The organism is Shewanella sp. 5_MG-2023 (assembly GCF_030547465.1).
GTDB lineage: Bacteria > Pseudomonadota > Gammaproteobacteria > Enterobacterales > Shewanellaceae > Shewanella.
In genome coordinates this window covers 67,633-80,809 of the sequence record NZ_JAUORC010000021.1, presented here as the reverse complement: position 1 = coordinate 80,809, position 13,177 = coordinate 67,633, and the positions used below count along the sequence as shown (strand labels likewise).

The 13,177-nt window shown below is 42.0% G+C and carries 10 protein-coding genes; 5 read left to right on the top strand and 5 right to left on the bottom strand.

What is annotated here, in order from left to right; all coding sequences use genetic code 11:
* Positions 1 to 76: 76 nt before the first annotated feature.
* Entirely contained in the window at positions 77 to 220 is a 144-nt protein-coding gene (locus Q4557_RS13715; protein ID WP_157936457.1) for a hypothetical protein, read from the bottom strand.
* Positions 221 to 477: 257 nt separating this feature from the next.
* Here Q4557_RS13715 and Q4557_RS13710 point away from each other — a divergent pair, with 257 nt between their 5' ends.
* Positions 478 to 1,020, top strand: a complete 543-nt coding sequence (locus tag Q4557_RS13710) for a DUF4287 domain-containing protein (protein ID WP_102440257.1) — start codon at positions 478 to 480, stop codon at positions 1,018 to 1,020.
* A 98-nt stretch (positions 1,021 to 1,118) separates the two neighbouring features.
* Here the strand turns inward: Q4557_RS13710 and Q4557_RS13705 are convergent, their stop codons facing one another.
* Positions 1,119 to 1,553, bottom strand: coding sequence for a hypothetical protein (locus Q4557_RS13705; RefSeq protein ID WP_241901105.1), 435 nt, complete (start codon positions 1,551 to 1,553; stop codon positions 1,119 to 1,121).
* Positions 1,554 to 1,748: 195 nt separating this feature from the next.
* Positions 1,749 to 2,219: a GNAT family N-acetyltransferase gene (locus Q4557_RS13700; protein WP_102475929.1), complete on the bottom strand. Its 471-nt coding sequence runs from the start codon at positions 2,217 to 2,219 to the stop codon at positions 1,749 to 1,751.
* A 146-nt stretch (positions 2,220 to 2,365) separates the two neighbouring features.
* On the opposite strand from Q4557_RS13700, the gene rluF reads away from it, so the two are divergent.
* The 3 genes from rluF to Q4557_RS13685 all read left to right on the top strand — a co-directional run bounded on the left by rluF (position 2,366) and on the right by Q4557_RS13685 (position 8,356).
* Positions 2,366 to 3,310 carry a 23S rRNA pseudouridine(2604) synthase RluF gene (gene rluF / locus Q4557_RS13695; protein ID WP_303413376.1) on the top strand — a complete coding sequence of 315 codons (945 nt, stop codon included), beginning with the start codon at positions 2,366 to 2,368 and terminating at the stop codon, positions 3,308 to 3,310.
* A 575-nt stretch (positions 3,311 to 3,885) separates the two neighbouring features.
* The gene (locus tag Q4557_RS13690; RefSeq protein WP_303413374.1) at positions 3,886 to 6,117 is read left to right on the top strand and encodes a putative Ig domain-containing protein; all 2,232 of its coding nucleotides are present in this window, start codon (positions 3,886 to 3,888) and stop codon (positions 6,115 to 6,117) included.
* A gap of 403 nt (positions 6,118 to 6,520) precedes the next feature.
* The gene (locus Q4557_RS13685; protein ID WP_303413371.1) at positions 6,521 to 8,356 is read left to right on the top strand and encodes a hypothetical protein; all 1,836 of its coding nucleotides are present in this window, start codon (positions 6,521 to 6,523) and stop codon (positions 8,354 to 8,356) included.
* Positions 8,357 to 8,422: 66 nt separating this feature from the next.
* On the opposite strand, the gene pyrC is transcribed toward Q4557_RS13685, so the two are convergent.
* Positions 8,423 to 9,460 carry a dihydroorotase gene (gene pyrC / locus Q4557_RS13680; RefSeq protein WP_102440253.1) on the bottom strand — a complete coding sequence of 346 codons (1,038 nt, stop codon included), beginning with the start codon at positions 9,458 to 9,460 and terminating at the stop codon, positions 8,423 to 8,425.
* A 346-nt stretch (positions 9,461 to 9,806) separates the two neighbouring features.
* Here pyrC and Q4557_RS13675 point away from each other — a divergent pair, with 346 nt between their 5' ends.
* Positions 9,807 to 10,871, top strand: coding sequence for a sorbosone dehydrogenase family protein (locus Q4557_RS13675; RefSeq protein WP_303413409.1), 1,065 nt, complete (start codon positions 9,807 to 9,809; stop codon positions 10,869 to 10,871).
* 798 nt (positions 10,872 to 11,669) lie between these two features.
* On the opposite strand, the gene lysS is transcribed toward Q4557_RS13675, so the two are convergent.
* Positions 11,670 to 13,172: a lysine--tRNA ligase gene (lysS, locus tag Q4557_RS13670; protein ID WP_303413369.1), complete on the bottom strand. Its 1,503-nt coding sequence runs from the start codon at positions 13,170 to 13,172 to the stop codon at positions 11,670 to 11,672.
* Positions 13,173 to 13,177: the final 5 nt, after the last annotated feature.

Genomic DNA, 13,177 nt, shown 5'->3' with positions numbered 1-13,177 from the left:
CAAGTCACAGCACAGCTCGACGAAAGCACAGTCGTATCAATACCTACGCCCAAATAACACTTAGGTCATGACAATGTTAATGTCCTGCCGTGCTTGGTCCATAACCACCAAACTTGGTAGCAAAATAGCCAATAATCCAACCCGCGATTAATCCATCGGCAACAAACCAAAATGGCGATTGCAATGCACCGCCCAGACCGAATATGGCGAAGTGGTTCATAGTAAATCCGCAAGCAAGAGTGATATCGACTTCAGTTTATTCCTTACAAGCTCATCTGGCATGATGATAATGTGTCTAACCGCCTAACTTTATTTTAAACCGTGGATATTACCTAAATATTCATTTTCAATATTTGTAGATAACTCCCATACACTTGCTTATGAAGATTGAAATAAAACCAGTGCATTATTGGTTTCAAATGACTACCTTTAATAAGTACAAACATAAACGATGTTTGCCATCGATTGGAGACCGAAATGGATAAAGCACTGCAAACCATGATTGCTAATATGCCAGAAAAAACAGGCAAGTCATTACCAGAGTGGCTCGATATACTTGCAAAGCAGAACATTGAAAAGCATGGAATGGCAGTAAAATATTTGAAAGCTGAACATGATGTTAGCCATGGGTTTGCCAATACCATCGTCACCTTATCAAAACAAAAAGACGAATCAGCTGATGAGTTAGTCACTCAACAATATCAAGGCAAAGAAGCCCTGACGCCAATCTATGATGTGCTTATTGCTATTGTGAGCGGCTTTGGCCAAGACGTAGTGATAACCCCTAAAAAAGCGACAGTGAGTATCATTAGGAAAAAACAATTTGCCCTGATTAAACCTGCGACCAAAACCCGTATCGACCTAGGGTTAAAAATCAAAGACACACAACCTCAAGGTTGCCTTGAAGATTCTGGGCCTTTTGGTGCAATGTGTAGCCATCGCATACAATTAAAAGATATTGCGGATGTGAATGATGAAGTAAAGCAATGGTTGCTTTTAGCATACGATCAATCTGTTTAATAGCAGTTATACAGGTTAGCTGCTTAAACTGAATTCTTGAGTTAAGAATTTCAGTTAGGCAGCCAAACCAACCCATTAAGCTCGATAAAAGCCTTTCATTACCTTCCCGCCGTACTTGGACCATAACCACCAAACTTGGTAGCAAAATAGCCAATAATCCAACCCGCGATTAATCCATCAGCAACAAACCAAAACGGTGATTGTAATGCACCGCCAAGACCAAATATAGCCACCATTAAGGCTTGGATTTGATCATAGGCCACAAAGGTAAACACCAGATTCATCCAGCCGCCCATTATGGTTGCGGTTAGCCACCAAGGCATGGCTATTTTTAACACCGGATGATAATCAAATACCCCAGCAAGCCCAATAATGGCGCCAAAAGTGATATACCACAGCAGTAATCCCCACAAAAACAATAAACTGGTTTCTGGGGCAAGCCATGGCACTATCCAAAAGCACAATACCCCAAAGGCTAAACCGATAAGCTTGCCAACGGCGGTGCGGGTGACTAAAGAAGGGTTAGAAATCATAATGACCTCCATACTATTTGAATGAGTCAGGTAAATCACCTGACTGATTTAGCCACGGCGATTAAGGACTGCTATTAGCGGATCACAACAGCGTTTATTCACCGCCAAGGTTGTTGTAAAGACCTCCATATTAGCCCTATCTGTTAACCCTCAATGTGATCTTGGATAATCAATGCTTGGATTAATACTTAATTATTAGCCAAGGCGAAACAGCAATAAGGCTCGCTCATTGTCAGTGCTTTTATTAGTTTGACCATCATCAAGCTGAGCATCATGAATAAAGCCATTGCTGATAAGCACTTTAATAGACCCCAAATTATCTTGGGTCACTTCGGCAAATATTGGCCTTTGAGTTTGCTCCGCTAAAAAGACTCTTAAGGCATTAGTACCGATGCCCTGACCCCAATAGTCTCTCCCAAGCCAATATCCCAATAGCCATTGCTGCTCACTTTGCCATAAAACCACACTGCCAACGATATCGTTATCAACAATTATCGCTTTGGCTGTTATATCAGCATGACTCAAAATATTGCTCTGCCAATGTTCAAAAAAGGCATTACGGTCTCTCGCCGGAAAATCGGCCATCTCATTAGCCTGTGGATCGGCTTGAAACTGATATAAATGTTCTAAATCGGTGGCTAATACATTCCTAAGCTGTAAGTGCATGCTTCCCTCTCATCTTTCATTCCATTAATTGCATTTCGACGCGCTCTTTTATCAGTATGCTTATGCAAAATTGCCAAAAATTGATAAACTGTCTGGCTTAAACCTAACCTTTCTTCAGATTAATCTCTACTCACAGGAAAACCATAGTGACCGATTCATCAATGCGCCTTAATAAATACATCAGTGAAAGTGGCATATGTTCAAGACGTGATGCCGACCGTTTTATTGAGCAAGGCAACGTGTTTATTAACGGTAAGCGTGCACAGGTCGGCGACCAAGTTAGCTTTGGTGATAAAGTAAAAGTAAACGGTCAAGATATTGAGCCAAGAGATGCTGAAGATTTAGTCTTTATCGCCCTTAATAAACCCGTGGGCATTGTCAGTACCACCGAAGGCACCGAACGCGATAACATCGTCGATTTCGTCAATCACTCAACCCGCATATTCCCTATTGGTCGTTTAGATAAAGACTCCCAAGGTTTAATCTTTTTAACCAATAATGGTGACTTAGTTAATAAAATCCTCCGCGCGGGTAATAACCACGATAAAGAATACGTGGTCACGGTGAATAAACCCATTACCGATAGCTTTATCAAAGGCATGGGCGCTGGGGTACCGATATTAGGGGTAGTCACGAAAAAGTGTAAGGTTGAACAAGTATCACCGTACGCTTTTAAAATCGTATTAGTTCAAGGTCTTAACCGCCAAATTCGTAGAATGTGTGAACATTTTGGCTTTGAAGTCACCAAGCTTGAACGCCAACAAATCATGAACGTCAGCCTCAAAGGTCTGCCAATCGGTGAATGGCGTGATTTAGATAAGCAAGAGCTAGATGTATTGTTTGAGATGATTAAAGACTCATCATCAGAAGACAAAAAAGCCCCTAAGAAAAAGTCTCAGCCTAAAGTTAAAACCGTAGCTCGTGAAAAAATTGAAGGCCCAGAGCACTTTATGCAGCACAACCGCAGCACCAAGCATAAAGGCCAAGCAAAAGGTGGCGGTAAAGGCCAAACTAAAGGTCAAGCTAAGGGAGCAGGTAAAGGCGGCAAAGGTAAGCCAAGTGGCGGTCGTAAGCCAAATCGCGCGCGTTAATTAAGCCGAGTTGAAATTGCGTCATTCGCCTTACTCGTTTTAACTCTCGCACTAGAAATAAAAAGCGCCAATATAAGAATATTGGCGCTTTTTATTGTTTGCAGCTCAGCTGCAAGCTAACCGTAGCAATACATTCGCTGGTAGATATAGCAACTCTGAAACAAGCCTAGAGATGGTTGTACTAGCGCAATAATAAAACAAAAAATACCAATAACTATGAAACACCCAAGGTAATTTAATCAGGTTGCTGCAAAATTTAATGGTAAATGACTAAAAGTCACTTAATTTAAACCCACACTCATCAAAGTAAAATCCTTCCTAACCGATAATTTATTTTTCTAGCTTAGATGCTCTCTAACGCTAATAAAGCAGCCCCTATCGAACGAGAACAAACTCATACCACATCCTAAAGTATGTGTAGATAAGCCAAGCACACCCTTTGTGATAATTGTCAAAAATAATAATAACCGCCATGATCGCAACGCGAGTTTATTTAGCCTATTTAAGCTCGCAATAAAGTGAAAATCATCAAGCTATCACTACAGATAGTTAATACATGGATATGGAGTTTTTAAATGGATTTAAATCGTAATTGGTGCAAAACAATTATTGCGTCTGCACTTACAATAGCTTTAACGGGTTGTGGTTCTTCTGATTCAGATGAAGCAACACAGAAGAATGTTGCACCTTCTATTTCATCAAGTGCGCTAATCACTGCGACAGAAGATACTGAATATCGTTACCAAGTTACTGTAACAGATCCTGATGATGCTAATAACGGCACTGATTTAGGCTTTTCATTAACCAACCCTCCAGAAGGTATGAATGTCTCTGACACAGGACTTATTACTTGGACTCCGACTGAAGGCATATTAACCTCCGGGCTAATGTCTGTAATTGTGACTGATGGTGGCGAGGATAATGCTGTAGCTTCAGGGCAAAGTTTTGAAATTATTGTCACACCAGTTAATGATGCTCCTACAGTTACATCTGTGGACGAGCAAACAGTCATTGCCGGCTCAGCATTCTCTTATCAACTTATTGTCACTGACGTTGATGATGTCGATATTGAGAATGACATTAGCTTTGAAATGATTACCGGTCCAGCTGAATTATCGATTTCTGCATCAGGCTTAATCAGCTACGACTCTACTGTCACCGAAACCACCAAAACTGATATTTCGATACAAATTGCTGACGGCGGTGAAGATAGCGCTGCGCCAGCTATCGTTAACTTTACACTTGAAGAGCAGTTTTTTATCACTTTAAATGGTATGACAATTAACTATTTCAACGGTGAAGCTATTTCAAATAGCCAAATTGCTGTTTCAAATGGTAATGAAATCATCCAAAGTATCGAGTCTAATGAATCTGGCGCTTTCTCTGCGAGCGTACAAGATACTCAGCTAACTGAACGAATGACCTTTACCGCTGATGCGACAGGTTATTCAGAGGCGGCGTTGAGCATTTCAAATAATGAAGTTGCTCAAGTTCATAATTTATTACTGCAGCCTGTACACACAACCGTTAACTTTGACGTCACGCAAGCAACTGAATTAACTGTTGAAGGTAGTTTATTAGTAAGTTTGCCTGAAAACAGCTTAGTGGATGCCGATGGAAACCTAGCGGCAACTGCGGTTGTTGCAGAGCTTACCGTCATCAACCCCGCCATTGATATTGAAATGATGCCTGGCGATATGTTAACAACCACAGAAACGGGTGAAATTGCACCAATTGAATCATTTGGTGCAATTACTGTTAGCTTCGAAGATGAATCAGGTAATCCATTACAGTTGGCTGAGGGAAAAACCGCTGAAATTCAGATCCCTGTTGTAGGATTTAATCCTCCAGCGACTATCCCGCTTTACTATTTTGATGAAGTATCAGGCTTATGGATTGAAGAAGGTGAAGCTACGCTCATCACCGACAATGGTGCACAATACTACGCTGGAAATGTTAGCCACTTTACCACCTGGAATGCCGATAGAATCTATGAAACCGTCATGATAAATGGTTGTGTTGAAGATGCCGAAGGAAATCGATTAGCTGGTGCCAGAGTTATATCTGATGGTCGTGATTATTTAGGTCGTTCACTGACTTATTCTGAAGATGACGGAACATTTAGCCTACCGGTTAGAATGAATTCAACTATCCTACTTGGCGCTACCATTGGGTTTCAAAGTCGCACTTCAATTATCGACTCTACCGATTCGGATTTAACATTAGCTTCATGTCTAGTGTTATCAGAGGCGTTAACTAAAATAACCTTAAACTGGGGCGAGGCGCCACGGGATTTAGATTCTCACCTTTATATAACTGATGTCGATGGCAATCAAAATCATGTCTATTTCTACAATCCGAGCGTAGTAATCGAAGAAACTATCATCGACTTAGACGTTGATGATGTAACTAGTTTTGGCCCTGAAGTTATCTCTATTCCAGAATTCCCTGTAGAAGGCACCTACGATTATTATGTGTACAATTTTTCTGGTAGCCCTGAAATCGATCCTGCCAGCACTCGAGTAGAAGTTATCTTTGAGAATGAGCAACATTTATTCACACCGCCAACTGAAAATATTACCCGATGGTGGCATGTAGCCAGTATTGAAAAAATGACTGATGGTGAACTGGTACTGACGGCGCATAACGAATGGGTTGATTCACCTTCTATCGAAATTCCAGAAGAAGTTGAAGCAGCAGCTCAGAGCTCAGCACTGCGTACCAACTCACTTATGCCAATGAAGAAGTTTAACTCTATTGTTAAAGGCTTAATTAACAGCAAGTACTACGCTGAAGAAAATCAATAATTCTATTAGCGTTTAAAATAAAAGGCATTGAGTATTCACTCAATGCCTTTTTTATTCGGTATCACTAGGTTTTTGCAATGTGCTTCTAAATTGCTAAGTTAATTTAAGTAATACCAACATCTGGCCTGTCAATAATGATGACTATTGGATTTTTAATTAACACCTTTCTCTGTAAAACGTTAGCTGATAAACACGCTTAAAACACATCAAAAAGGATGGGGTAAAGCCTAAATACACCCCTTTGGATAATTGTAAAAAAAATAATAACCGCCATGATCTCAATGCGAGTTAATCTAGCAGGTTGCACTCGCAATCAGATTGAACAAACACCTGCAATGATTACAACAAGCGATCACTACAAGCTATCAAAAAAGATAGTCACAAATGGATATGGAGTTTTTAAATGGATTTTAATCGTCATTGGCGCAAAACAATTGTTGCGTCAGCACTTACATTAATTTTAACTGGTTGTGGTGGTTCTTCAGACAGCGATAAGAGCGAAGAAATTACACCTCCGGAAACCACACCCCCTCCAGCTACCACTGCACCACCTGAGACGACAACACCGCCAGCAGCGACAGAATACGATCACCAAGTATCTGGATTAGCGGTTTATCAAGGAGCGCTTGTTGGTGCTAATGTTTGTGTTGATTTAAATCAAAACTTAAGTTGCGATAGCGGCGAACCTACCTCGACAACAGACACTGATGGTAACTACCAAATAGATTGGACCAGCGAAGTTGAAACACCAAATTACTACTTACTCGCTAACTGGACCGCCGCATCTTCAGCAACAGCTTTAGCTAACGTTGATCCATTAGCGATAACAGAGCAGCAACCACCTCTAGCAATAAACACTGTGGTTAATTCACAAGGTGAAGGACAACTGCTCGCGACTTCAGAGCATAATGGAGCGATAAACAGTGCCACTCATACCGAGTTAACTCGAATTTTAGCAATGATTAAAGCACAGTTATCCCAACAAGAAGTGAGTACGTTAACACGAGAATTAAAAAGCTTACTTGCCACCTTGTACCAACAAGATGTAGACACTGTTTTTAATATTGATGCTGCAACTTCAATATCCGAACGCATCTTAGTAGTTGAAGCATTTTTACCCTACATTGAGCGATTAATTTCAGGCCAAGTGACAGATATTCTCGTAAATGAAAAAGTCTTAGCTAATACGATTGAAGCAGTCACAACACTATGGAGAAATAGTAACTTATCTTTAGATGAATTTATTAGCCTTGATTCTGACGCCGCACGTACAAATATTAATAACTCACTAATTGCATTAGGCTATGTTGAAGCCCCTATTGATAGTAGCTTGTTATCTCAAGCTGATTGGGCTGTTATTTTTAACAACATTATTAATGAGTCAGGATTTGTTAATACCTTTGTCGTCACTCCCGTAATCAATGATGATTTCGTATTTACTCTACTTCACGAAGATACCCATAAAAATCTAATTGGGGTCTATGGCAATGGCGTTCTTTTTCGATTTAATCCTGATACCGATGAAGATGGTCAAGCAACAGAATGCTGGAACTCAACAACTCAAACTTGGTTATCAGCAAGTGAAGTACCGGACAACTACACCCCTCCAGAACCCTATGTTGAAGGTAATAATTACCACACCTACTACGAAGGCACTGAAGTAGCTTTAACAATTAACTTTGAAAAACTCTTAACTGAAGACACCAAGTGGCAAACCCTATTAGCTGCGAGCCCTAGTTTATTAAACTTAGATGATGTTGAATGGCCAAGTGCAGTTTATAAAATGCAGATGTCGCTGCAAGCTGATGTCATGTGCCGAAATCAAGATGGCGGTGAATCTTATGAGTTACCTGAAAGCTCATCTCCACAACAACTCACAACTACAAACATAGCCGAAACCTTCTTTGAAAGTGATTATCCAGATTACACCCTCATAGATGAAGATGAGCAGACTATTGCTATTCATGATGGTGCAGGAAATATTAGCGAAGAGTACCAATGGACTAAATCAGAAGCACCAAACGGCGCCGATTTAATATCACTTGAGCAAAAAACGGTGGTCTCAGAACAAGAAATGTACACATTTACTAGCCACTACTTGCTAGACAGCAACACATTGAATGAAGTTGAAATCATGTCAGCCACTCCTGAGAATGTGACTGATTCAGGACTATCAATCACATTTGAAAACAGTAGTAGTTTCACAGATCGACTGCTGCAACATTTAACTGACCTATAAAATAATATGTGACATAAAAAAACCAGCATTTCTGCTGGTTTTTTTTATTGAAAAAGAAAAAAAGCATTAAGCGGTTTTCACTTTCCAGTTAACCGTTTCGCCGGCAAAGAATGGCACGATTGGATTCTGATTTGGCAAGATAATTTGCTCAGGAACAACCCACTGTTCTTTAACTAATGTCACTGTACCAGTATTGCGCGGCAAGCCATAAAAGTCGGCACCATGTAAGCTGGCAAAACCTTCTAACTTATCTAACGCACCTAAGTCATCAAATACTTGGGCATAAAGCTCTAGTGCAGACCATGCGCTGTAACAACCCGCACAACCGCAAGCTGACTCTTTACGGTGCTTTTCATGGGGCGCAGAATCTGTGCCTAAAAAGAACTTACTTGAACCCGTTGCAACAGCCGCTTGCAATGCTTGCTGATGAATATTGCGCTTAAGTACTGGTAAGCAGAAGTTATGTGGGCGTACGCCGCCAACTAATAAGTCATTACGGTTTAGCAATAAATGCTGCGGGGTAATGGTTGCGGCAATATTGTTTGGCGCTGATGCCACAAACTCAGCCGCATCTTTAGTGGTAATATGCTCAAACACCACTTTAAGATTTGGCATGGCTTCAACAATGCGCGCCATATAGCGATCGATAAAGATTTTTTCGCGATCAAAAATATCAATGTGCGATTCAGTCACTTCACCATGAACTAGCAATAACATGCCTTGTTCGGCCATCACTTCAAAGATAGGAAATAATGCATCTAATGCTTTTACTGCAGCATCAGAGTTAGTGGTTGCGCCAGCTGGATATAATTTCGCTGCCACTACGCCCGCCGCTTTGGCATCAATAATGTCTTGAGCGCTGGTGTTATTGGTTAAAAACAAAGTCATTAACGGCTCAAAACTGCTACCAGCAGGACGCGCCGCTAAAATGCGCTCACGGTAAGCTGACACCATAGCTGCATCGGTAACAGGCGGTACTAGGTTAGGCATCACAATCGCACGTTGGAATAAACGCGCAGTGGCAGGTACGGTTTCAGCTAGCATATCTCCATCACGGAAATGTAAGTGCCAATCGTCCGGCGTAGTAATTGTCAGTTGCGTCATTGTGAGCCCTTAATATCAATAGCAATAATTTGGCGCTATTGTGCCTGAAAAGGGCTTTTTTTGATAGGTGCTAAACTTAAACGCTGACTTTGCTACAGCAAAAAATATAGCGGCAATTACAATGATAAATTGCCGCGCAAAACGGGGAAATAGCCCCAACAAGCAGCACATCCAACTGAGGTTAAGCTGTCGTTTCAACTCAAGTGCATTAGCAAGTATGATAACCACTCAGCATTAGTCGCCACGGCATAATCAATAAAAAACTAACAAGGACATGTTTGTGATCAAATCCATTCCCCTATTCTTAGGGCAGCAGCTAAAACACACTGCGGCCATATCATCAGCGATGCTGGTATCCCTTAGCGTAAATGCGCTGCCGATAGAAAAGATTAAGCTACCACCCAATTTTACTATCGAGGTGTATGCCGATAATGTCGAAAACGCCCGTCAAATGGCGTTAGGCGATAACGGCACCTTGTTTGTCGGTAGCCGCCGCGCGGGCAACCTCTATGCGCTAATTGATAGCAATAATGACATGAAAGCTGACAAACAAATTGTATTAGCCAAGGACTTATTTATGCCATCAGGCATCGCTTTTCATGATGGCAGTTTGTATGTGGCTGAAGTGGATAAAATCTGGCGCTATAGTGATATCGAAAAACACTTACCTAATGTGCCAAAACCTGAGCTGGTTTACGATAAGTTGCCCAATAAAGCGCATCACGGCTGGAAGTTCATCAAATTTGGCCCAGATGGCAAATTATATATCCCAGTGGGTGCGCCCTGTAATGTCTGCGAAAGCGAACTGCCTTTTGCATCGATTTTAAAGCTCGATGTAGAGACTAAACAAACCACTATCGTCGCCAAAGGTGTGCGTAACAGTGTCGGTTTTGACTTTCACCCTGAAACCGGTGAGTTATGGTTTACCGATAATGGCCGCGACATGATGGGCGATGATTTACCTGATGACGAGCTTAATCATGTCACCCAAGTTGGCCAACACTTTGGTTTCCCTTATGTGCATAACGCTGACATCGCCGATCCTGAATTTTCTAATAACGAATTAGCCAAGTTAAATACCCCACCCGTGTTAAACCTCGGCGCCCATGTGGCAGCATTAGGCATGGAGTTTTACCAAGGCGAGCAGTTTCCTGAAAGCTATAAAGGGAATATTTTTATCGCCCAACATGGTTCATGGAATCGCAGCAGCAAGGTCGGCTACCGCATCATGCAAGTCACGTTAGACGCTAACAAAGTAAGTGATTACCAACCCTTTGCCACAGGCTGGCTGCAAGGTGAACAAAGTTGGGGCAGACCCGTAGCGGTGTTAACCATGGCAGATGGTTCGCTGCTGGTATCAGATGATGCCGCTAATGCGGTTTATCGAATTAGCTATTCAGAAATGGAATAGTTCATTTTGACTTTCCAAACTTCGTTTGGATTAAGATCGTGGGGTCGTTCACTTAGAGTTGAAGTCGATGCAACTGTTATTTCCAAACTTCGTTTGGATTAACGTCGTGGCGCTTCGCCCACACCAGACTAAAAGGGAGTTAACTGCGACTCCCTCTTAGAACACCCCGCAGCTCCGGCGAAATTTAAACAGCAAAATTTCCAACGGAGAATCATCCAGCTTTTGACCTCATTTGTAGCCTACTTCGGTCTTTGTCGAAAATGCTAACGCTTCCGATGGGCCATCCATGGCCCCCGAAAGCTAGCCTGACATCCATGTCAGGCTCACGCTATTTTCTCGGCAACCTCAATTTAAGTTGAACATTCAAGTAAGAGCAGAAGCACCAAAAGCTATATTATCTCTACTTTTAACCTAACTAAGCCAAACGAACCTGCAGGCACAATAATCTCCGTTGGAAGTGTCCGAATGCGTTGAGCTAATTTGCGTGATGGAGGCAGGACGCCGACATAGCCTCAGTTGAGCCAGGGATGGCGAATCTGAGGCGATAGCAAATTCGCTCTATAGCATGAGGGTCAACACTTCGTCGGAGCGGCAAGGGATGTCGAGAAGGGAAATGCTGTTGTTTCCCTTTCGTCGGGTGTGGGCGAAGCGCCACGACTTTGATCTACTTATTAACTAACCTAATAAAATGACTTTTATTGATAAAACCTAGCAAAGTCACCCACAAAAAAACCAGCCACTTTTCCAAGTAGACTGGTTTTTTAATAGTGATTATTAAGCCAACGGCTTAACCAACAATTACCCTTGTGGGCGCATCGCTGGGAACAAGATCACGTCACGAATAGTGTGTGTGTTAGTGAATAACATCACTAAACGATCGATACCAATACCTTGACCTGCAGTTGGTGGTAAACCGTGCTCTAGTGCGCGGATATAATCGGCATCGTAGAACATCGCTTCATCGTCACCGGCATCTTTAGCATCAACTTGTGCTTTAAAGCGATTGTCTTGATCTTCTGCATCGTTAAGCTCAGAGAAACCATTAGCCACTTCACGGCCGCCAATGAAGAACTCGAAACGGTCGGTGATGAAATGGTTGTCGTCGTTACGACGTGCAAGTGGTGAAATGTCAGCTGGGTAACCAGTAATGAACGTAGGTTGCATTAACTGAGGCTCAGCGGTTTCACCAAAGATTTCTTCAAGTAGTTGACCACAAGTCCAGAACTTCTCGATTGTCATGCCAAGGCTCTTAGCCAAGTCACGCATGAACTCAACGTCTTTAACTTCTTCGTAAGTCATAGACTGAATGGTTGCGTTGTCAGGGTTGTATTTTTTGATAGCGTCTAACATGCTTAAACGTGCATATGGGCCACCAAAATCAACAGTATGCTCACCGTATGGTAGCTTGGTAGAACCACAAAGCTCAGTAGCGATCGAACTTAGCATTTCTTCAGTAAGATCCATTAGATCTTTGTAATCAGCGTACGCCATATAGAATTCCATCATAGTGAATTCTGGGTTATGACGAGGCGATAAGCCTTCGTTACGGAAGTTACGGTTAACTTCAAATACTCGCTCAAAACCACCAACCACTAGACGCTTAAGGTATAGCTCTGGTGCGATACGCAAGTACATCGCCATATCAAGTGCATTGTGGTGCGTTTCAAAAGGACGCGCGCTAGCGCCACCAGGAATGCTGTGCATCATTGGGGTTTCAACTTCCATGAACTCTTTTTTGATCATGAAGTTACGGATAGCTGAAACCACTTTAGAACGCATAATAAATGCATTACGTGACTCTTCGTTAACGATTAAGTCAACGTAACGTTGACGGTAACGCGTTTCTTGGTCTGATAAACCGTGGAACTTTTCAGGCAGTGGACGCAATGCTTTAGTGAGCAATTGGTACTGCTCCATGTTCACATATAAATCGCCTTTACCAGAAAGGTGTAACTTACCGGTCACACCGATGATGTCACCAATGTCTAAACCTTGGAATGTGGCTTTAAGATCTTTTTGAACATCTTTACCCGCGTAGGCTTGAATGCGACCAGATACATCTTGGATTACCAAGAATGGGCCACGTTTAGCCATAATACGCCCAGCAATTGAACGGTTAACGTCCATGCCTTCAAGCTCTTCTTTAGTGAAGTGACCATATTCAGCTTGAATATCGGCAGCTTTGTGTTTGCGATCGAAGTTATTTGGGTGACCATTTGCAGGGCAGTTTTCGCGGATGTGATCTAGTTTCGCGCGACGTTCTGCAATTAACTTGTTTTCGTCTTGGGTTTGTTCAGTCATCTTCT

What these genes read in the sequence shown, in the direction of transcription:
- Q4557_RS13715 (WP_157936457.1), bottom strand. Translation starts at nt 220, where the DNA reads ATGAACCACTTCGCCATATTCGGTCTGGGCGGTGCATTGCAATCGCCA.
- Q4557_RS13710 (WP_102440257.1), top strand. Translation starts at nt 478, where the DNA reads ATGGATAAAGCACTGCAAACCATGATTGCTAATATGCCAGAAAAAACA.
- Q4557_RS13705 (WP_241901105.1), bottom strand. Translation starts at nt 1,553, where the DNA reads ATGATTTCTAACCCTTCTTTAGTCACCCGCACCGCCGTTGGCAAGCTT.
- Q4557_RS13700 (WP_102475929.1), bottom strand. Translation starts at nt 2,219, where the DNA reads ATGCACTTACAGCTTAGGAATGTATTAGCCACCGATTTAGAACATTTA.
- Q4557_RS13690 (WP_303413374.1), top strand. Translation starts at nt 3,886, where the DNA reads ATGGATTTAAATCGTAATTGGTGCAAAACAATTATTGCGTCTGCACTT.
- Q4557_RS13685 (WP_303413371.1), top strand. Translation starts at nt 6,521, where the DNA reads ATGGATTTTAATCGTCATTGGCGCAAAACAATTGTTGCGTCAGCACTT.
- pyrC (WP_102440253.1), bottom strand. Translation starts at nt 9,460, where the DNA reads ATGACGCAACTGACAATTACTACGCCGGACGATTGGCACTTACATTTC.
- Q4557_RS13675 (WP_303413409.1), top strand. Translation starts at nt 9,807, where the DNA reads ATGCTGGTATCCCTTAGCGTAAATGCGCTGCCGATAGAAAAGATTAAG.
- lysS (WP_303413369.1), bottom strand. Translation starts at nt 13,172, where the DNA reads ATGACTGAACAAACCCAAGACGAAAACAAGTTAATTGCAGAACGTCGC.